General features: G+C 28.7%; 23 protein-coding genes and 1 tRNA gene. 18 read left to right on the top strand and 6 right to left on the bottom strand.

Going from position 1 to position 20,999, the window contains the following annotated elements:
- Positions 1 to 93 precede the first annotated feature (93 nt).
- Positions 94 to 165: transfer RNA gene (locus OM90_RS06370), tRNA-Cys, on the top strand.
- A 49-nt stretch (positions 166 to 214) separates the two neighbouring features.
- Here OM90_RS06370 and OM90_RS06365 read toward each other — a convergent pair.
- A complete protein-coding gene (locus OM90_RS06365; protein WP_058486063.1) occupies positions 215 to 502 on the bottom strand; it encodes a TMEM165/GDT1 family protein in 288 nt (95 codons plus the stop codon).
- Positions 503 to 615: 113 nt separating this feature from the next.
- Between OM90_RS06365 and OM90_RS06360 the strand changes: the two genes are divergently transcribed.
- The 11 genes from OM90_RS06360 (at position 616) to OM90_RS06310 (ending at position 8,758) form a co-directional block, all read left to right on the top strand.
- Positions 616 to 807 carry a DUF951 domain-containing protein gene (locus OM90_RS06360; protein WP_058486062.1) on the top strand — a complete coding sequence of 64 codons (192 nt, stop codon included), beginning with the start codon at positions 616 to 618 and terminating at the stop codon, positions 805 to 807.
- A 123-nt stretch (positions 808 to 930) separates the two neighbouring features.
- Entirely contained in the window at positions 931 to 1,218 is a 288-nt protein-coding gene (rpsF, locus tag OM90_RS06355; protein WP_058486061.1) for a 30S ribosomal protein S6, read from the top strand.
- 58 nt (positions 1,219 to 1,276) lie between these two features.
- The gene (locus tag OM90_RS06350; protein WP_058486060.1) at positions 1,277 to 1,717 is read left to right on the top strand and encodes a single-stranded DNA-binding protein; all 441 of its coding nucleotides are present in this window, start codon (positions 1,277 to 1,279) and stop codon (positions 1,715 to 1,717) included.
- A 25-nt stretch (positions 1,718 to 1,742) separates the two neighbouring features.
- Positions 1,743 to 1,979 carry a 30S ribosomal protein S18 gene (gene rpsR, locus OM90_RS06345; protein WP_058486059.1) on the top strand — a complete coding sequence of 79 codons (237 nt, stop codon included), beginning with the start codon at positions 1,743 to 1,745 and terminating at the stop codon, positions 1,977 to 1,979.
- Positions 1,980 to 2,124: 145 nt separating this feature from the next.
- Complete coding sequence (gene pheA, locus OM90_RS06340; protein ID WP_058486058.1) at positions 2,125 to 2,946, top strand: prephenate dehydratase; 822 nt, start codon at positions 2,125 to 2,127, stop codon at positions 2,944 to 2,946.
- 67 nt (positions 2,947 to 3,013) lie between these two features.
- Positions 3,014 to 3,355 carry a MazG-like family protein gene (locus OM90_RS06335; protein ID WP_058486074.1) on the top strand — a complete coding sequence of 114 codons (342 nt, stop codon included), beginning with the start codon at positions 3,014 to 3,016 and terminating at the stop codon, positions 3,353 to 3,355.
- A gap of 1 nt (position 3,356) precedes the next feature.
- A complete protein-coding gene (locus tag OM90_RS06330) occupies positions 3,357 to 4,352 on the top strand; it encodes a DUF2232 domain-containing protein (RefSeq protein WP_058486057.1) in 996 nt (331 codons plus the stop codon).
- Positions 4,353 to 4,383: 31 nt separating this feature from the next.
- Entirely contained in the window at positions 4,384 to 6,306 is a 1,923-nt protein-coding gene (locus OM90_RS06325) for a DHH family phosphoesterase (protein ID WP_058486056.1), read from the top strand.
- Positions 6,303 to 6,749 (top strand): 50S ribosomal protein L9, encoded by a 447-nt coding sequence (gene rplI, locus OM90_RS06320; RefSeq protein WP_058486055.1) that lies wholly within the window; start codon positions 6,303 to 6,305, stop codon positions 6,747 to 6,749. Before OM90_RS06325 ends, rplI begins: the two co-directional genes overlap by 4 nt.
- 22 nt (positions 6,750 to 6,771) lie before the next feature.
- Complete coding sequence (dnaB, locus tag OM90_RS06315; RefSeq protein WP_058486054.1) at positions 6,772 to 8,106, top strand: replicative DNA helicase; 1,335 nt, start codon at positions 6,772 to 6,774, stop codon at positions 8,104 to 8,106.
- A gap of 91 nt (positions 8,107 to 8,197) precedes the next feature.
- On the top strand, positions 8,198 to 8,758 hold the full coding sequence (locus OM90_RS06310) for a MerR family transcriptional regulator (RefSeq protein ID WP_058486053.1): 561 nt from the start codon (positions 8,198 to 8,200) through the stop codon (positions 8,756 to 8,758).
- 40 nt (positions 8,759 to 8,798) lie between these two features.
- Here OM90_RS06310 and OM90_RS06305 read toward each other — a convergent pair whose 3' ends face one another.
- The 4 genes from OM90_RS06305 to pflB form a co-directional block, all read right to left on the bottom strand.
- Positions 8,799 to 8,969 carry a DUF362 domain-containing protein gene (locus OM90_RS06305; RefSeq protein WP_058486052.1) on the bottom strand — a complete coding sequence of 57 codons (171 nt, stop codon included), beginning with the start codon at positions 8,967 to 8,969 and terminating at the stop codon, positions 8,799 to 8,801.
- 77 nt (positions 8,970 to 9,046) lie between these two features.
- The gene (nrdG, locus tag OM90_RS06300; RefSeq protein ID WP_058486051.1) at positions 9,047 to 9,547 is read right to left on the bottom strand and encodes an anaerobic ribonucleoside-triphosphate reductase activating protein; all 501 of its coding nucleotides are present in this window, start codon (positions 9,545 to 9,547) and stop codon (positions 9,047 to 9,049) included.
- 89 nt (positions 9,548 to 9,636) lie between these two features.
- Positions 9,637 to 10,365 carry a pyruvate formate-lyase-activating protein gene (pflA, locus tag OM90_RS06295; protein ID WP_058486050.1) on the bottom strand — a complete coding sequence of 243 codons (729 nt, stop codon included), beginning with the start codon at positions 10,363 to 10,365 and terminating at the stop codon, positions 9,637 to 9,639.
- Between the two features lie 176 nt (positions 10,366 to 10,541).
- A complete protein-coding gene (pflB, locus tag OM90_RS06290) occupies positions 10,542 to 12,770 on the bottom strand; it encodes a formate C-acetyltransferase (RefSeq protein ID WP_058486049.1) in 2,229 nt (742 codons plus the stop codon).
- A gap of 502 nt (positions 12,771 to 13,272) precedes the next feature.
- On the opposite strand from pflB, the gene OM90_RS06285 reads away from it, so the two are divergent.
- From OM90_RS06285 to OM90_RS06275, 3 genes are all read left to right on the top strand, one after another.
- The gene (locus OM90_RS06285) at positions 13,273 to 14,013 is read left to right on the top strand and encodes a GntR family transcriptional regulator (protein WP_058486048.1); all 741 of its coding nucleotides are present in this window, start codon (positions 13,273 to 13,275) and stop codon (positions 14,011 to 14,013) included.
- A 2-nt stretch (positions 14,014 to 14,015) separates the two neighbouring features.
- Positions 14,016 to 15,641 (top strand): putative manganese-dependent inorganic diphosphatase, encoded by a 1,626-nt coding sequence (locus OM90_RS06280; RefSeq protein ID WP_058486047.1) that lies wholly within the window; start codon positions 14,016 to 14,018, stop codon positions 15,639 to 15,641.
- 106 nt (positions 15,642 to 15,747) lie between these two features.
- Positions 15,748 to 15,954, top strand: coding sequence for a DUF1858 domain-containing protein (locus OM90_RS06275; protein ID WP_058486046.1), 207 nt, complete (start codon positions 15,748 to 15,750; stop codon positions 15,952 to 15,954).
- A gap of 32 nt (positions 15,955 to 15,986) precedes the next feature.
- On the opposite strand, the gene OM90_RS06270 is transcribed toward OM90_RS06275, so the two are convergent.
- The gene (locus tag OM90_RS06270; protein ID WP_058486045.1) at positions 15,987 to 16,628 is read right to left on the bottom strand and encodes an adaptor protein MecA; all 642 of its coding nucleotides are present in this window, start codon (positions 16,626 to 16,628) and stop codon (positions 15,987 to 15,989) included.
- Between the two features lie 219 nt (positions 16,629 to 16,847).
- Here OM90_RS06270 and OM90_RS06265 point away from each other — a divergent pair, with 219 nt between their 5' ends.
- The 3 genes from OM90_RS06265 (at position 16,848) to OM90_RS06255 (ending at position 20,962) form a co-directional block, all read left to right on the top strand.
- Positions 16,848 to 18,149 (top strand): adenylosuccinate synthase, encoded by a 1,302-nt coding sequence (locus OM90_RS06265; RefSeq protein ID WP_330381842.1) that lies wholly within the window; start codon positions 16,848 to 16,850, stop codon positions 18,147 to 18,149.
- A 95-nt stretch (positions 18,150 to 18,244) separates the two neighbouring features.
- Entirely contained in the window at positions 18,245 to 19,156 is a 912-nt protein-coding gene (gene trxB, locus OM90_RS06260) for a thioredoxin-disulfide reductase (protein ID WP_058486043.1), read from the top strand.
- Between the two features lie 111 nt (positions 19,157 to 19,267).
- Positions 19,268 to 20,962 carry a glycosyl hydrolase family 18 protein gene (locus OM90_RS06255; protein WP_058486042.1) on the top strand — a complete coding sequence of 565 codons (1,695 nt, stop codon included), beginning with the start codon at positions 19,268 to 19,270 and terminating at the stop codon, positions 20,960 to 20,962.
- The last annotated feature ends 37 nt before the right edge of the window (positions 20,963 to 20,999 follow it).

The following is a 20,999-nucleotide window of genomic DNA, read 5'->3' as shown; positions in this document are numbered from 1 at the left end:
TACCCATACCGAACACGATGGTTAAGCCATAGACGGCCGATGGTACTAGGCGGGAGACTGCCTGGGAGAGTAGGTGGCTGCCAGATTTAATATGGCGCCATAGCCAAGTGGTAAGGCAGAGGTCTGCAAAACCTTTATTCATCGGTTCGAATCCGATTGGCGCCTTACTTAAAATAAGATAAATAATAAAAGGTATCCTTAAGGATACCTTTTATTATTTTGAAAATTCTATGAATGTTTCTTTTAGTATGAATATGCCAATACTGATAAATAAAATACTCACTATTAAATTAAGAATATGTTTAGGCACTAAACTTGATATATATTTTCCAAAGAAAGTACCTAAAAATGTTACAATTATTAATGCTAAAGAAGCACCTAGGAATATAGGAATTGGTTGTTTTTTATCGGCACTCATACAAAATACTGCAAGTTGAGTTTTATCCCCTAATTCAGCAAGAAATAAAGTAAAAAATGCAGAAAAGAAAAGTTTCCAATTCATTAATTTTCCTCCAATTATAATTATATAGAAATTAATATTAAAAATTTAATTTCTTTTTTATATATAATATAATATATACAAATTTATTCATTTAAATTTAGGAGGTGTTAGTTATGAAATTTTTTGTAGGAGATATTGTAGAAATGAAAAAACCTCATCCTTGTGGAAGCAATAAATGGGAAATTCTTAGAGTTGGAATTGATTTTAGAATCAGATGTTTAGGCTGCAATCATTTAGTTATGATTCCAAGAGCAAAATTTGAAAAAAGAGTAAAAAAAGTTCTTGAAAATACGGAAGAGAATTAGAATTTATAAATATTTTATAAATAGCTTGTATAATATTATATTTTGTGGTAATATACTAGATTGTAAGTGTAAATTATTCCTTGCTCTATTATTAGGGCCAAAGTCCAGAAGGAGGTGTTATGAGTGAATAAATACGAGTTATCAGTAGTTCTTGCCCCAAATCTTGAAGAGGAAGCTAAAACTGCTGCTTTAGAAACAGTTAAAGAATATATCACAAGATTTGGTGGAGAAATAGAAAACGTTGATGAATGGGGTAAAAGAAAATTAGCTTATGAAATTAAGAAGTTTAGTGAAGGTTTTTACTATTTTATTACTTTCACAGCTGACGCTACAGCCCCAACTGAAATAGAAAGTCGTGTTCGTATTATGGATTCAGTGATTAGATATTTACTTGTAAAACAAGAAGCTTAATGTAAGAAATTAATATCTGATAAATTTCCGAAAGATAAAAGATAAAGGGGGTTATTCCATGAATAAAGTCATTTTAATGGGACGACTAACAAGGGACCCGGAAATAAGATATTCACAAGGAGCAGAACCTATTGCTGTTACTAGATATACACTAGCTGTGAATAGAAGATATAGACGTGAAGGAGAACCAGACGCAGATTTTATAAATATTGTGGCATTTGGGAAAAGTGGAGAATTTGCTGAAAAGTATTTTAAAAAAGGGCAGATGGTTGCTGTTGTCGGACGACTTCAAGTTAGTTCTTGGGAGGACCAAGAAGGAAAAAGAAGATGGTCTACTGATGTAATTGCAGAAGAACAGCATTTTGCAGAAAGCAAAGCTTCTTTTGCGGCTCATCAAAATAATGCACCGTCCCAAAATCAAACAACCCCTTTACAAAATCACCCAGAAGGATTTTATCCAATTGATGAGAATTTAGAAGATGAGGATTTACCTTTTTAAATGTTAATATAAAGGAGGGTTTAAGGTGGCTGCAGTTCAAAAAAGACGTGTTCGTAAAAGAAAAAAAGTATGTAGTTTTTGCATAGATAAAGTTAATGCAATTGATTATAAAGATGTAAATAAATTGAAAAAATATATTTCAGAACGAGGAAAAATTCTTCCAAGAAGAATTACAGGTAATTGTGCAAAGCATCAACGTGCTTTAACAGTTGCTATAAAAAGAGCAAGACATATTGCATTATTACCATATATACAAGATTAAAAATCCCTATTTATAGGGGTTTTTTATTTTATAATATTTTTGTATTATCTATGCCTATCTTAAATTCAAATAAAATTTCGTAGATTTAAGAAAGTGAATATGATAGAATATAGACATCTTAAATAAAAGAAAGTAGGAATAAAAGATGGTTGGATATTTAGGGCCCAAAGGGACTTTTTCAGAGCAAGCAGCTCTTTTATATTTTAATAATTTAGATAAAAATGAATTTGTGCCTTTCGTAACTATTCAAGATGTATTACAAGCGGTAGATAAAGGAAAAATAGAAAAGGGAATAGTTCCTATAGAAAATTCTATTGAGGGTGCTGTAAATACTACCATAGATATGTTAGCTTTTGAAGTAGATTTAAAAATTCAAGCGGAAATAGTTATTCCTATTAGTCATAATCTTATAGGATATAAGGAATTTCCATTAAGTAAGATAAAACAGGTTTTATCTCATAGTCAAGCTATTGCTCAGTGTAGAAATTATTTATATGAAAATATTCCTAATGCAGAAATTATATTTACTAGTTCTACAGCAGAAGCAGTAAAGCAAATAAGTTTTAGTAAAGAACCAAAGGCAGCTATAGGAACATCTTTAGCTGCAAAAGAATATGGACTTTATATATTAGATAAAGATATTCAAGATAAAGAACATAATAAAACTAGATTTGTAGTAATAGGAAAAGAAGAAGGTAAAATAAAAGAAAAATCTAAGACTAGTCTTGTGTTTTCAACAGAAAATAAACCTGGAGAATTATATAAAATTTTGAATATTTTTTCTTTATGGGATATAAATATGACTAAAATTATCTCAAGGCCATCTAAAACTAAATTAGGAGAATATATATTTTTCATTGAATTAGAGGGGCATATTTTTGAACCAGATATGAAAGATGCACTTACTATGGTGCAGAGAAAGACTTCATTTTTTAAACTTTTAGGTTCTTATGAGATTTTTGAATAGCCTTTTCATAAAATAAAAAGAATGTTATAATAAAAAGCGGTTTTTAATGGAAGAATGGGGTGATATTATGGGGACACAGGATAAAGAATTTGATATTACAAAGTCTTTAAAAATAGTTGAAAAATTGAAAAGCCAAATACTTTCGGATGTAGCAAATCTTTTTAGTGGTATGGTTGATTATAATGAACAGAGTTCTTCAGATAGATCAGATACGTTAGCTAATATAATTATACTTACTTATTTACTTTCAAAAAGATTAGGGATTCCATATAGTAAATTGGATATGAAAATTAAAAATAAATTAAAATTAGGAATATTAGAAAGTAGTAATGAAAAAGAATGGTTTGCAGATTTAACAGCTCTACTAAGACATCTTGATGGGGGTTATGAGAATAGTAGGAGGTTATAAAATGAAATTAAACATAAAGGAGATTTTACTTCTTATAGTTATAGGATTATTTTATATATGGATTGGAAGTTTTGGGTATGGCTTTTTATCTATATATTTTTTTTCAAGTCTTTTAGGAATTCCATTTATTCTTTATGTATATAAGAAAGGATTAACCGCATTTTCTTTTTTGATACCATTAATAGTCATAAGCTATTTAATTATTAATGGTATGCATAAAGAGGCGATAATAACATTACTTATTATTTTCATACCCTCATTTTTATGTGGTATTTATTATAATAAGCAAAAAAGTCTTTCTAAAAATATTGTAATTGTTTCTATAGGATATTTGTGTGGATATATTGGAATATTAATTTTATGGAATATATTGTATAACATAGATATTATTTCTGAATTATATGTTTTACTTGATTTTTTTCAAAGTCAATACATTGAACAATTTACTCAAAAATATAATATACTAATACAAAATGTTGATATTCAAATAGACAGTGAAACATTAAAACAAATATATATTAATTATAGATTTCAAATTAAGCAAGCAGTTTATTTAATGAAATATTTATTTCCTTCTATTATATTTATTTTTGGATTTTTTACTTCAATCTTTCAAGTTTTATTTGTAAAATTAATATTAAAAATTTTAAATTGGAAAGCACCTAGTATAAAAGAAATAACCAATATAGGTTTTACCCCTATAACCATAATAGTTTTAGGATTTACTTGGCTTTTTAGAACAGGAATAGATAAAGATTATTACCCCTATTTAAGTATGATAATAGATAATGTGTTAATTATATTTTCTGTTTTAATATTTATTATTGGTATTTTATTTATTGTGCATATTATAAAAAATTCTAAAACAAGTATAGGAATAAAGATTTTTATTAGTATTTTCAGTATAATTAGTGTAATTTTTAGCCCACTTTTATTTATAATATTAGGGTCTTTTGAAGCACTATTTAATTTTAGAAAAACCGAAAGATTTTTATAGAAAGTTTCTATAAGATAGTGGAGGCTGTGTTATGCCGTTTATTTATATTATTATAGGATTTATTATAATAGGTATTATTGTTGGGATAACCATCTTTATTTACAGAATAAAGCAAACAAAAAATAAAGAAGACAAAGATTATAAAAATTTAGCTTGTGATATTTTATCATTTGATAAAGAATTAATAACTTATTTTCCTATTCCTTTTATGATGATAGATGCTCATGGATGGATTAGATGGCATAATAATAAATTAGAAGAAGTTGTAAATAATAAAAATTTAATTAATAAAAATATTAATGATGTATTTAACAATCTAAGTGTCGAAATATTCTCAGAAAAAAAGAAACAGATAATAATAGACACTATTATTGAAGAGAAACATTATAAGGCATATATAGATAAAATAGATATTATTAGTAGTAAAGATAAAGTTTCAAGAGATTTATATAGTGTGTATTTTGTAGACAATACTGAAAATATTGAACTAAGGAAAGCAAATGAAAAACGAAAGGTATCTGTAGGATTTATTTTAATTGATAATTATGACGAAATAATTAAAAGTATAGAAGATGTAAGGAAACCTCTTTTAATAGCGCTTATTGATAAAAAATTAAATACCTGGGCACAACAAGAGGAAGGGATTGTAAAAAAATTAGAAAAAGACCAGTATCTTATATTATTTTATAATGAACATATAGAAAAATTTAAAAATAAAAAATTTGAAATTTTAGACCAAATAAGAGAAATACAAATAGGAAATGAATTTCCTGTAACTTTAAGTATAGGAATAGGATTAAATGGTAAAACCCTCCTTAAGTCTATGGAATATGCTAAGGCAGCTATTGATTTAGCATTAGGTAGAGGAGGAGACCAAGTTGTTATTAAAGATGTAGATAAGTATTCTTTTTATGGAGGAAAAACTAAAGAAGTAGAAAAAAGTAATAGAGTAAAGGCTAGGATCAAGGCTTATGCTCTTAGAGAATTAATAGAAGAATCTGATAAGGTATTAATTATGGGACATAAAAATCCCGATGTAGACTGCCTAGGTGGAGCTATGGGGATTTATAGAGCAGTAAAATTATTAGGGAAAAAAGCCTATATTGTATTAAATGAACCTACATCTGCAATTAAGACCGTATATGATAAAATAATAGAAAGTGGTGAATATGAAGAACCATTATTTTTAAATAGTATAGAAGCTATAGGACATACAGGAGAGAACACTTTATTAGTTGTAGTAGATGTACATAGGGCAAGTTATACAGAATGTCCTGAGCTTGTAGAATTAAGTAAAAAAGTAGTTATATTTGACCATCATAGAAGAAGTGCAGAATTTATTGAAAATGCAGTATTAACTTATTTAGAACCTTATATTTCTTCTACTTGTGAAATGGTAGCAGAGATATTACAATATATTGTTGATAAGGTAAAATTAAAACCTATTGAAGCTGATATACTTTTAGCTGGAATTACCATTGATACAAAGAATTTTGTATTGAAAACAGGAGTTAGAACTTTTGAGGCTGCTGCTTTTTTAAGAAGAAATGGTGCAGATACTACAAGGGTTAGAATGTTGTTTCAAAATGATATGGAATCGTATAAAGCAAGAGCAGAAGCTGTAAGAAATGCTCAAATTTACAAAGAAAATATGGCTATTTCTATAGCTCCTTCTATGGAGAATGGAATGATAATAGCAGCTCAAGCAGCAGATGAACTTCTTAATATATCAGGGATAACTGCTTCGTTTGTTATGTGTTCTATAGAAAATAAAATCGTAATTAGTGCAAGGTCTTTAAATGATATAAATGTCCAACTCATTATGGAAAAACTTAACGGAGGAGGACATCAAACTATGGCAGGAGCCCAATTAGAGGATATTAGTATTAAAGAAGCAATGGAAAAACTTAAAAAAGCAATTGATGAATATTTAGAGGAAGGAGAAAAGAAATGAAAATTATATTACTTCAAGATGTAAAAAAACATGGTAAAAAAGGTGATATTATTAATGTTAGTGATGGTTATGCAAGAAATTATTTAATTCCTAAGGGTTTAGGTATCGAAGCAACGAAGGCTGCAATAAACGATTTAAATTTAAAGAAGAAAGCAGAAGCAAGAAGAAAACAAGAGGAGTTAGATAAGGCAAATAAGTTAAAAGATGAAATGAAAGATAAGATAGTAACAATTAAAGTTAAATCTGGAGAAGGTGGAAGATTATTTGGTTCTGTTACTAGTAAAGAAATATCAGTAGCTGCAAAGAAACAGCTAAATCTTACTTTTGATAAGAAAAAGATATTATTAGATGAACCAATTAAAAGTTTAGGAAATCATATTGTATCTATTAAACTTCATCCAAAAGTAACCGCAGAATTAACAGTAAAAGTAATAGAAGAATAAAATCAGTAAAGGGGTATAATTTATGGAGGAATCTATATTAAAAAGAATTCCCCCTCATAATATAGAAGCTGAACAGTCTGTACTGGGATCTATGATTATAGATAGGGAAGCTGTTGCAATAGCAGCAGAAGTTTTAAGAGGAGATGATTTTTATAGACCAGATCATAAGGTGATTTTCGACACTTGTTTAGAGCTTTTTAATGAAGGAGCACCTGTAGATTTGGTTACTTTAAAAGCTCGAATAGAAGAAAAGGGATTGTTAGAGCAAATAGGAGGAATTGCTTATTTATCAGAGTTAGCTTCTAGTGTTCCTACATCAGCTCATATAAAACAATACATAAAAATTGTTGAAAGTAGATCTATTCTTAGAAGACTTATTAAAGCCAGTCAAGATATTATGAAACTTAGTTATGAAGCTAAAGAAGATGTTAACAATGTACTAAATCAAGCTGAGCAAAGTATTTTTAATATTTTACAAAATAAGCACACAGAAGATTTTTCGCCTATGCGAGAAGTACTTTTAAGTACTTTTGAAAAAATAGAAGGGATATATAGAAATAAAGGTAAGGTAACAGGAATTTCTACAGGATTTATAGATTTAGATTATAAGACAGCAGGACTACAACCTTCGGATTTAATTTTAGTAGCAGCAAGGCCTTCTATGGGGAAAACAGCCTTTGCTCTTAATATTGCTCAATATGTAGCAGTAAGACAAAAGATACCTGTAGCTATTTTTAGTTTAGAAATGTCTAAAGAACAACTGGTAAATCGTATGCTTTGTGCTGAAGCTATGGTAGATGCTCAAAAATTAAGAACAGGTTCCCTAGACCAAGATGATTGGGTAAAGATAGCAAGAGCTATGGGACCTCTTGCAGAAGCTCCAATATATATTGATGATACCCCTGGAATTTCTGTTATGGAAATGAGAGCAAAATGTAGAAGACTTAAATTAGATAAAGGTATAGGCTTGATTTTAATTGATTATATGCAGCTTATGAGTGGAAATAGAAAATTGGATTCAAGACAGCAAGAAATATCTGAAATATCAAGATCTTTAAAAGCCTTAGCTAGGGAGATGGAAGCACCTGTGGTTGCCTTATCTCAGCTTAGTAGAGCCTGCGAAACTAGGGCAGACCATAGACCAATGTTGTCAGATTTAAGAGAATCTGGAGCCATAGAGCAAGATGCAGATGTAGTAATGTTTTTATACAGAGATGAATATTATCATCCCGATACAGAAAAGAAAAATCAAGCAGAAGTTATTATAGCAAAACAAAGAAATGGTCCAACAGGAACTATAGATTTAATTTGGTTAGGACAATATACAAAATTTGTAAATATGCAAAAAACTCATTAAACCTTTATTTATTTTTTTTATTGATTAGATGTAATTTTATGGTATAATATGAATATATATGGAAAAATCAAAAAAATAATGGGGTGAGATAATGGAAGAAAAAAGATATACGATATCAGAAGCATCTGAAATATTAGGTTTAGAGGCTCATGTACTTCGTTATTGGGAAGAAGAATTAAACTTGAATGTGTTAAGAAATGAAATGGGGCATAGGTATTATACAGATAAAGATATTAATGTATTTAAAAATATTAAAAATTTAAAAGAAAAAGGGCTTCAACTTAGAGCTATAAAAATGGAAATTGCTAATATGAAGGATGGGACAAGCAATTTATTTAAAGACCATGAAATAAATATATCAGATTCTAGTAATAAAAAAGTAAAACAGTTTCAAATTATGATGAAAGAGTTATTTAAAGAAGCATTAATGGAATATAATGACCTATTAAAAGAAGAATTAAAAAATGAATTAAAACATGAAATTTCTGTGCATATTAAATCTTTAGAAGAAGATTATAAAGAAAAAGAAAAAATGAGATATAGAAAATTAGATGAAGCAATAAGGGAAGTTCAAAATATGAGAAAAGAAACAGCAACATCTGTAGCTATCAAAGTAAAAAAACCTTGGTATAAGCAAATTATTGGTAAATAAAAAATCGCCACTAGAAGATCTAGGGCGATTTAATTTTTATTTAAGCTTGATTTGGAGCACCTACAGGACATACATCTGCACAAGCTCCGCATTCAATACATTCATCTGCGTTGATTACGTATTTCCCATCTCCTTCGGAAATACATGAAACTGGACATTCTGGTTCACAAGCTCCGCAGCTTATGCAATCATCATTTATTACGTAAGCCATAAATACACCTCCTAAGAATAAGTATAAGCATATTGTATACCAATTATTTTGTGTTGACAAGAGTAATTTTTAAATTATTACTCTTCCCAGAGTATAATATTATTGTTTTTCTTGGACTTTTTTATATCTATAATTCTTTGATTAGAAGAACCTCTATATAATAAGGTTAAGTCCTTTTTTTCTAAAATAAAAGGACCATCAATTAATACATCTATTTGTTCTAAAAATTCATTCCATAAAGGATTATTTTCATTAAGAAGTTGTTCGTAGGTATACCCAGTATAAGTCCATACATCCCAACCTATACTATGGCAAAACCTAGCTATTTCACTGCAGGCTTTTGGCTGAATAAAAGGTTCTCCGCCAGAAAAAGTAATTCCTTTTTGTAATTTTATATTTTTTAACTTCTCAATAATCTCTTCTGTTGAAGTTTCAAAACCTCCATTTAAGGGATGAGTTTCTGGATTATGGCATCCTAAACAATTATGGTTACAACCTTGAGTCCAAATAACAGTTCTAAGTCCTGGACCATCCACTATACTGTCATGAGTTATGGAAGAAGCAAGCCTTATTTTCATTTTATCCCCCCTAGAAATTTATATAAATCAAATTATATATAAAAACACTTTACATTATAAAAATAACATAAATAATATAAAATATAAAATTATACTTTTAATTTGTATTTTTTAAATATATTTTTTGCCATTTCAATTGTTTCAGCTGAAGGGGTAGGAGTATTTTTTAAACTATAAGAATATCCTAATTCTTCCCATTTGTATTCTCCCATTTTATGAAAAGGAAGAATTTCTACTTTTTCAATATTAGTTAATGTGGATAAAAAATTAGCCAAAGCCTCTATATGGGCTGGATTGTCAGTTAAATTGGGAACAAGAACATAACGTACCCACATAGGTTTATTAATATCTGAAAGATATTGTGCCATTTTTAATGTAGGTTCATTGGAAACTCCAGTTAAATCTTTATATAAATCAGGGTCAAAGGATTTAATATCTAATAGAACAAGGTCTGTATATTTAAGTACTTCTTTAACATTTTCTAGAGGAATGTATCCAGAGGTATCTAGAGCTGTATGAATACCTTCTTCTTTACATCTACGAAATAATTCTTTTGCAAACTTTGGCTGCATTAGAGGTTCGCCACCAGTTAATGTAACGCCACCTTTTGAAAAATTTATATAAGATTTGTATTTTTTTATATCCTCAATTAACTCATCAACAGTAATTTCTTGGCCATGGGATATATTCCAAGTATCAGGATTATGACAATATTTACATCTAAGAGGACATCCTTGAGAAAAAATTACGTATCTAATACCAGGGCCATCTACAGTTCCACAAGTTTCGATAGAATGAATTTTACCGGTTATACTCATAATAAGGCTCCTTTCCATAAGAATGAAGGAGAAGGTTTTTATTTCCTTCTCCTAATAATTTGCATACCTTATTTTAAAAATAAATTTTTAATTTTTATATATTTTAATGTTAGAGGGGATAAAAATTAGTCTAATTATTATATTTTAATTTATTATTTGGGAAGGGTAAATATATCTTAAAATCTATTATGGAAAGTTCTATTAATAACATCTAATTGTTGTTCTCTTGTAAGTTTTATAAAGTTAACAGCGTATCCAGAAACACGAATTGTAAGTTGAGGATATTTTTCAGGATGATCCATAGCATCAAGTAATGTTTCTCTATCAAGCACATTAACATTAATATGATGTCCTTCATCGTGGAAATATCCATCAAGTATACCAACTAAGTTATTTATTTTTTCATCTTCAGTTTTTCCTAAAGCTTTAGGAACGATAGAGAAAGTATATGAAATACCATCTTCAGCATGTTGATAAGGAAGCTTAGCAACAGAAGCCATAGAAGCAATAGCTCCTTTTTTATCTCTTCCGTGCATAGGATTAGCACCAGGAGCAAAAGGTTCGCCAGCTTTTCTTCCATCAGGAGTATTTCCTGTCTTTTTACCATATACAACATTAGAAGTAATAGTTAAGATAGATAATGTTGGAATAGAATCACGATAAGTTTTGTGTTTTCTTAACTTATTCATAAATCTTTTTACTATGTCACAAGCAATAGAATCTACTCTATCATCGTTATTACCAAATGCAGGATAATCTCCTTCTACTTCATAATCAACAGCTAAACCATCTTCATTTCTTATTACTTTAACCTTAGCGTATTTTATTGCAGATAAAGAGTCAGCTACAACGGATAATCCAGCAATACCACAAGCAGAAGTACGAAGAATATCTTTATCATGTAAAGCCATTTGAAGTTTTTCATAAGCATATTTATCATGCATATAATGAATGATATTTAATGTGTTAATATATAATTGAGATAACCAATCCATAATTTGGTCAAATTTACTCATCACTTCATCATAATCAAGATATTCAGAAGTAATAGGTGCAAACTTAGGAGCAACTTGTTCTCCGCTTTTTTCATCTTTACCACCGTTAATAGCGTATAAAAGGGCTTTAGCTAAGTTAGCACGAGCTCCAAAGAATTGCATTTGTTTACCAATTCTCATGGCAGATACACAGCAAGCAATTCCATAGTCATCTCCATACCATCTTCTCATTAAATCATCATTTTCATATTGAATAGAACTAGTATTTATAGATATTTTAGCACAGAATTTTTTAAAGTTTTCTGGTAATCTTTCAGACCATAAAACTGTTAAGTTTGGTTCTGGAGCAGGACCTAAATTATTTAAAGTATGAAGAATACGGAAACTAGATTTAGTTACAAGGGTTCTTCCATCTTCACCCATACCACCTATAGATTCAGTAACCCAAGTTGGATCTCCAGAAAATAATTCATTATAGGCAGGAGTTCTAAGGAATCTAACCATTCTTAATTTCATAACAAAATGGTCTATTAGTTCTTGAGCTTGTTCTTCTGTTAAAACTCCTTCTTTTAAATCTTTTTCAATATATATATCAAAGAAAGTAGATACACGTCCTAAAGACATTGCAGCTCCATCTTGTTCTTTAATAGCTCCTAAATATGCAAAATAAGTCCATTGAATTGCTTCTTTTGCATTAGCTGCAGGACGACTGATATCAAATCCATAGCTTTTAGCCATTTCTTTTAAGTCATTTAAAGCCTTAATTTGTTCTGTTATTTCTTCACGAAGACGAATAAGGGGGCTTTCCATATATTCCATTTCTAAAAGTTTCTTTTCGTTTTGTTTTTCTTCTATTAATCTATCCACCCCATAAAGTGCAACTCTTCTATAATCGCCAATAATACGTCCTCTACCATAAGCGTCAGGAAGTCCAGTTATAATACCAGTATGTCTTGCCTTTCTCATATCTTCTGTATAGGCATCAAATACTCCATCATTATGAGTTTTTCTATATGTCTTAAAAATTTTGCGAGTTTCTGGGTCAAGTTCATATCCATAAGCATCTAGAGCTTTTTCTACTACACGAATTCCACCAAAAGGCATAATTCCTCTTTTAAGGGGTTTATCTGTTTGGAATCCTACAATTTGTTCTAATTCTTTATCAAGATATCCAGGACCGTGGGAAGTAATACTAGAAGGAATTTTTGTTTCAACATCTAAAATTCCTTTTTCTCTTTCCTTTTTCATTAATTCTAGCACTTCGTCCCAAAGTTTTTTAGTTCTTTTTGTTGGACCTGCAAGAAAAGAATCGTCTCCTTCATAAGGAGTATAATTTCTTTGTATAAAATCCCTTACATCAATTTCTTTCATCCAATTACCTTCATTAAAACCTTTCCATTCCTCAAACATAGAAAAGCCTCCTTTAAAAAAATAATTCGTTTCATTGTTATTATTTTAACATATAAATGATATTATTTTATCATTTAGGTATATTATACATGAATACTGTATACACGTCAAGAGTTATTTAAAATAATAATTATTATTAAGATGTCAAACAGTAATGAATAAATCAATAAAAACTTTAATTTTTAAAAAGCTAAATAAATAAAAATAATAATCAATATCATTAAAAACAGATTTAAATTAAAAAAATATAGAATAAAATTCGACAAATCATTAACGATTTATATGTTTAGAAAAGCATAATAATATTTAATTTAAATTAAGAATTTATATGATATTGTCATATATGGATTTAAGAACTATAATAATAATGTTAAAATTTTATCTGATTATTATACGAGGTAAATATTTAGTTATTTATTAAAAATTAACAAAGAAATCAAAGACATAATGTGTTTGAATGGTATGATAAAGGATGATAAAATAACAAAAGGGGAGGTGTATTATGAAAATAGACAAGGATAATTCTCTTCCTATTTACATACAGTTAAAAGATATTATAGAAAAACAAATTTCAGAAGGCATTTTACAGCCAGGACAAAAAATTCCTTCTGAACGGCAATTAAGTGAAGAATATAAAATAAGTCGTATGACGACAAGACAAGCAATAAATGAATTGGTAAAAGAAGGGAAATTATATAGAGAAAAAGGAAGAGGAACTTTTGTATCTTCTCCTAGATTTCTTCAAGAAAATATGATGAGTTTTACAGAAACTATAAAATCTCAAGGGTATAATCCAGAAACTAATGTTTTAGAGTTTGAAACAGTAAGAAATTTAAAAGATATAAGTAAAAAGTTAGATACTCCTAAAGAACAAATATATTATAAGATAAAAAGACTTAGATTTGCAGATTTAATTCCTGTAGCCTTAGAAACAGTTTATATACCAAAAAACTATTGTGAAGATTTGGATAAATATAATTTGGCTACAGATTCTTTATATAATATTTTAACTAAAGAATATCATCATTCTATAAGTTCTACTTTTTCTACTTTGGAAGCTATTTTATCGGATAAAATGATGATGAAGATTTTTCAAGTTAATAAGGCCATTCCCTTGTTGAAAGCGGAGGGAATTACAAGAACTGAAGAAGGTAAAAATTTATTTTATGAGATATCTTATTATAGATCGGATATATATACATATAAAGTTAACATATATAGAAAAAAGACTGGATGGGGATAATTATGAATAAGACTATTTTTGTTTTTGGGCATTTAAATCCTGATACAGATTCTATTTGTTCTGCTATTGCTTATGCAAATTTAAAAAAGGAATTAGGATATAAAAATGTTCAAGCAGCAAGGTTAGGGAAAATAAATAAGGAAACAACTTATGCTTTAAATTATTTTAAAGTAGAACCTCCCAAATTATTAGATAATGTAGAACCTCAAGTAATGGATTTGAATTTTTATTCTACAGATGTAGTTCATAAAGAAGAACCTATAAAAACAGTATGGGAGCTAATGAAAAAAAGTAAAAGGAGTATGTTTCCAGTAGTAAATGAAGAAAACAGACTAAATGGGATAGTATCTATCACAGATATTGCCAGAACATATATGGAATTTGAAGATGAAACGGCCATAAATAATAATAAAACTAAGTTTTCTAATTTATTAAATGTATTAGAAGGAGAAATTATATATGGGAATTATCCATATGAATATATTGAAGGGAATATATATACAGATTCTACTTTAGAGGAAGATAAAAAGCTTAAAAAAGGAGATATAGTAATAACAGGTAATTTTAAAAAACTTAACAAAGCAGTAATAAAATCTGGAGCAGGATGTGTTATTGTAGCAGGAGGAGAAATTTCTGATAAACTTTATAAGATGGGAAAAGAAGTTAATTGTGCCATAATTAAAGTTCCACATAGTTTTTTTAAAACAATAAAATTAATTAATCAGAGTATTCCTGTATCTTATATTATGAAAAAACATAATTTAATTTATTTTCAAATGGATGATTATGTATATGAAATTAAGGAAATTATGCAAAGTTCAAGATACAGAAATTTTCCAGTAGTAGATTCTCAGGGAAGAGTAAAAGGAATTATATCTAGAAGACATTTAGTAGATATAAATAGAAAACAAGTTATCTTAGTAGATCATAATGAAAGAGGACAGTCAATAAAAGGTTTGGAGAAAGCTGATATATTAGAAATAATAGACCATCATAGAGTAGCAGATATTTATACTATGTCTCCTTTATATTTTAGAGCAGAACCTTTAGGTTGTACTGCTACTATTATTTCAAAAATGTATAGAGAAAATAATATAACTCCTACAAAATCTATGGCAGGACTTATGTTAAGTGCTATTTTATCAGATACTCTTTTATTTAAATCTCCTACTTGTACAGAAGAAGATAAAAAAGAAGCTGAGATTCTTGCTAAATTAGCTGAAGTAGATATAAAAACCTATGGAATGGACCTTATTACAGCAGGAACTTCCTTAGAAGGAAAAACTGCAGAAGAAATATATTATACAGACATGAAAAAGTTTGTATTTGGGAAATATAATGTTGCTATATCACAGATAAATACAGCAGATTTTAAGGGTGTATTTAATTTAATTAAAGATATAAAGAAAATTATGAATAAATTATGTGAAGTAGAAAAATTTGATTTAGCTCTTTTAATGGTAACAGATATTGTTTTAGGAGGAACGGAATTAATTGTCGTAGGAAAAAGAAAAGAATTAGTAGTAGAAGCTTTTGGCATGAATAGTAAAGATGAGAGCATATTCCTTCCAGGAGTATTATCAAGAAAAAAACAAGTTGTTCCAAAACTTATGAATGCAGCACAATAGTTAATAAATAATTAGCTAGATTTTCTATTGCATTATATCTATTAATTAAGATATAATAAAAAAGAAAAATAAAAATACTTATTTTATATATAAAGGAGGATGTAATATGGCTGCTAAAATAACAAAGGATATGATTATTGCAGATATAATTGCTATAGATAGAGGACTTATTCCTATCTTAATGGAAGCAGGTATGCATTGTATTGGATGCCCTTCATCTCAAGGAGAAACATTAGAAGAAGCAGGAATGGTTCATGGACTTAATGTAGATGAAGTAGTAGAAAAAATGAATGAGTATTTAGCAAATAAATAAAAAGCTGGTGCGTATGCACCAGCTTTTTATTTTTAAGCTAAATGTTTTTTTAGAATTTCGATAGCATTATTTTTAATCATAAGTTCTCCGTGTTCATTTAAAAATTCTTCGCTTAAAGGAGATGATTTATGTTTTTCTCCATATTCACTTAAAATAGCTTCTATGTGATTAGTATTAGAAGTTATAAAATAGTTTTTATGAAGGACAAGAAAATATTTCCCATTATTTATGTCTTTATATAAAGAATTGATACCACAATATAGTGAATAAATACGAGATGAAACATGTACCACATCATTTAAAGTGTTAAAAGAATAAATTAACAAATTATTAGTTTCAACTTTTTCTTCTACCCCAGTTTTTTTCTTAAAAGTACGAGTATTAGGTTTAGGACGAAAAGCATTTAATTTTTCTTCAATTTCTTCAGGATTTTCAACTTTAGTTACAATAATCATAATGCTATCCATAGAAAGAGGAACAGCTTCAATCATTAAAGGAGCGTTTTCCACATCAAAACCATATTCTTCAAAAGCTGCTTCCATCATATCTCTAAATAAATCTTGAGCTTTTTTAGAACCATAAGCTAATTCACTAATTTTTATGTCTCTATGCTTAAGATCTGCTTGATTTAAGATAATTTTAATTTGTGTATCACTAATTTTTTCTATTTTCACAAGCATCACTTCCAATCTAATTTAATTACAAATATAATTATATGTATAGTATATAGATATTGAGGGAAAATGTAAAGAGGGGAAAAATGTAACTTTAAAATCGAACATTTAATAACTATTCAAAAAAAATATTCGATATATATTGATTTTCTTTTTCTTTTTTGATATTCTTATGAAGAATTGTGTATTTATTATGGTGTTATTACTTTAGCACTCTATATGATTGAAGTAATGGAAAGGGGCGATTTTATGCCAGCTAAAGTTGTTATAGGAGCTCAATGGGGAGATGAAGGTAAAGCTAAAATCATTGATATTTTATCTGAGGAAGCGAATGTAGTGGTTCGTTCCCAAGGTGGAAATAATGCAGGTCATACGGTATCCGTAAATGGAGAAGTATATAAATTTCATCTTGTTCCTTCAGGTATATTATATCCAGGTACTATTTGTGTAGTAGGGAATGGTGTAGTAGTAGACCCTAAAGGCATATTAGAAGAAATTGATATGTTAGTTTCTAGGGGTATTTCTGTTTCAAATTTAAAAATTGATTTAAGAGCACATGTAGTTATGCCTTATCATAAAGCCTTAGATGGAATTAAGGAAAAATATAGAGGTAAAAAAGATATAGGTACTACTAAAAAAGGTATAGGTCCTTGTTATATGGATAAGGCAGAACGCAGTGGCATTCGTATAGGTGATTTTCTTTATCCTGAAATTTTCAAGGAAAAAGTTAGAGAAAATGTAAAAATTAAAAATGCTATTATATCAAAAGTATATGAAAGTGATGAGGTATTTAATGCCGAAGAAATAATAAAAGAATATATGGAATATGGAGAAAGATTAAAACCATTTTTAACTGATACAACAGCTATTATATATGAGGCTATTAAAGAAGGAAAAGAGGTATTATTTGAAGGAGCTCAAGGAACTCTTTTAGATATAGATTTAGGAACATATCCTTATGTTACTTCTTCACATCCTATTACGGGAGGAGTTTGTGTTGGAGCAGGTATAGGTCCTACTATGATAGATGAATGTATAGGAGTTATGAAAGGCTATGTAACAAGAGTAGGAAAAGGTCCATTTCCAACAGAACTCTTTGATGAGGATGGAGATAGAATTAGAGAAGTAGGAAAAGAATATGGAACAACTACAGGAAGACCAAGAAGATGTGGTTGGTTTGATGCTGTGATAGGAAGATTTGCAGTTAGAACTAGTGGACTTACAGCTATTGCATTAAATAAAATAGATGTATTATCAAATATTCCAGTAATTAAAATTTGTACTGCTTATAAAAAGGGAAATGAAATTATAAAAGAATTTCCAGCTCATTTAGAAGATTTAAAGCAATGCGAGCCAGTATATGAAGAGCTAGAAGGTTGGGGAGATATAAGTCATATAAGAAGATATGAAGATTTCCCAGAAGCTGTTAAAAAATATATAAAAAGAATAGAAGAACTTTGCGGAGCCAAGGTTACTATGGTAGGAGTAGGGCCATCAAGAGAACAAAATATAAATATATAAGAACGGTTTATGACCGTTCTTTTTATTTTACATTGAAGAATAATTTTTTGTATAATAGAAAATATATTAAATATGAATAAATAAGGGGTGATAATATGTATGATATGATTATAATAGGAGCAGGTCCTGCAGGTATGGCAGCCGCAATTTATGCTGGAAGAGCTAAATTAAATGCTCTTATGTTTGAAAAAGAGTTTCCTGGAGGCCAGGTTACAAAAACCTATGAGGTAGCTAATTATCCTGGAATTGCTGATGTAATAGGCCCAGAACTTGCTATTAAAATGCAAGAACATGCTAAAGAATATGGTATAGAACCAGTAGTAGAAGAAGTCATAGAAATAGATGTAGAAGGAAAAGTTAAAAAAGTTAAAACTAAAAATAAAGTATATAAAGCAAAAACTCTTTTATTAGGAATGGGAGCTAATTGGAGAGAATTAGGTGTTCCGGGAGAAAAAAAATTAAAAGCCCGGGGAGTATCCTATTGTGCTACTTGTGATGGAGCATTTTTTAATGGTAAAAATACTGTAGTAGTAGGAGGAGGGAATACAGGAGTAGAAGATGCAATTTTACTAGCTAAATTTTCTCCTAAGGTTTATTTAATACAGGACTTACCTCATCTTACAGCTCAAAAAATTTTACAAAACAATCTTTTTGCTCTAGAAAATGTAGAAGTGCTTACAAATCATAAAGTATTAGAAATATTAGGGGAAGATAAAGTATCAGGAATTAAGATACAAAATAAAGAAAGTGGAGAAGAAAGAGTATTAGATGTAGAAGGAGTTTTTATAGCAGTTGGAATGACTCCTAATTCTGATATTGCAAAAGGAAAGGTAGAAATTAACCAATGGGGATATATAAAAGCTAATGAAAATTGTGAAACTAATGTCCCAGGAGTATATGCTATAGGAGATGTTAGAGAAAAGAGTTTAAGACAAATTATAACAGCAACGGCTGATGGAGCTATAGCAGTATCAGCAGCAGAAAAATATATATTAGAAAATTATTAATAAAAAGATAGTATACCATTTATACAGGTATACTATTTTTTTATTATTTCTTGTAAAAAAATGTTTAATTATATGATATAATAGAGAAACATATTAAAAAGGGGGGATATTTTGAGGAAAAGAAAAATAAGATTCATAAGTTTATTCTTTATTTTAGGAATTATAATATTAATATTTATGATTAAAAAGTATATGCCTAATTTTAGGGTAGTTTCTGTACAAGAAGTATTCAATAATTTTGGAGGAGAAAAAACAGGATTAATTCTTGGTAAAGATATAATTGTTATGGAAAATGAGCCTAAAATTATTGATGAAGAAATTTTTCTTCCCTTTGATTTTGTAAAAGAGTATGTAGATCCTTATATATTTTGGGATGAAGAGGTTGAAAAGTTAACTATTACAACAAAAAATAAAGTTATTCGTATGAAAACAGATGAATTAACATATTATGTGAATCAACAACCTTTAACATTACAGCTTCCCCTTAGAAAGTTTGGGGATGTACCTTATATATCTTTTTCTTTTTTAAAGGATTTATTTAATATAGAAGCTAATTATAATGAAGAAAATAACATTGTTATTATGGATTATACAACTGATGTAAAAAAGATAGGAGAAATTATAACAAAAAAAGCTCCTATTCGTTATGAAGGGAATATTAAAAGTCCTATATTAAAAAAGTTAATTTTAGAAGATAAGGTTAGAATTTTTGAAGAAAATGAAGATTGGTATTATGTTAGAACTGAAGATGGAATCATTGGATATATTGCGAAAAAACATATAGGGAATATAGAGACTATACAAGGAGAAGAATTAGAAGTAGAAGATATAAGTCCTTCATGGAAACCGGTAGAGGGTAAAATAAATTTAGTTTGGGATCAAGTATTTAAGCCAGAAGATAGTGAAGCATCTTATAAATTTAATGAAATAAAAGGACTTGATGTATTATCTCCTAGTTGGTTTTCTATAGAAAATGAAAATGGAGATTTGAAAAATATAGCTAGTAAAAAATATGTAGATTGGGCTCATAGTAAAGGATATCAAGTATGGGCTATGATTACTAATCCTTTTACAGATTCTGACCTTACTCATAAAGTTTTGAGTAATACAGATAAAAGAGAAAACATTATAAAACAGCTTTTAGCTTTTGCATCTTTATATGATTTAGATGGAATAAATATAGATTTTGAAAGTTTAAGAACGGAAACAGGAGAATATTATGTACAATTTATAAGAGAATTAACTCCTCTTTTAAAAGAACAGGGATTAGTAGTATCTGTTGATATGTATGTGCCATCAGGATGGACTAGGCATTATAATCGTGCTGAAGTAGGTAAGGTAGTGGATTATATTATAGTTATGGCTTATGATGAGCATTGGAGTACATCTCCTGAAAGTGGTTCTGTGGCTTCTATTGGTTGGGTTGAAGAAGGAATAAAAAATACCTTAGAGGAAGTGCCAAAAGAAAAAGTAATATTAGGACTTCCTTATTATACAAGGCTTTGGAAGGAAGAAATAATAGATGGAGAAATACAGGTTTCTTCTAGAGCCTATGGAATGGCAAGAGGGGAAAATATTTTAAAAGAAAATAATGTAGAACCTGTTTGGTTAGAGGATATAGGTCAATATTATGGAGAATATAAAGAAGGTGATATAACCTATAAAATTTGGCTTGAAGAAGAAAGATCTATAGAAGAAAAAGTTAAGCTAGTAGATAAATATGATTTAGCAGGAGTAGCTGGTTGGAAAAGAGGATTAGAAAAAGAAGAAATATGGGATGTATTATATGAGTATTTAAAAAATTAAGCGGATGTAATTAATATCCCATAATTTATTCAATATA

This window comes from Defluviitalea phaphyphila (assembly GCF_001466305.1).
GTDB lineage: Bacteria > Bacillota > Clostridia > Lachnospirales > Defluviitaleaceae > Defluviitalea_A > Defluviitalea_A phaphyphila.
Note: the sequence above shows the minus strand (reverse complement) of the source record. Positions and strands in the feature narration are given on the sequence as shown.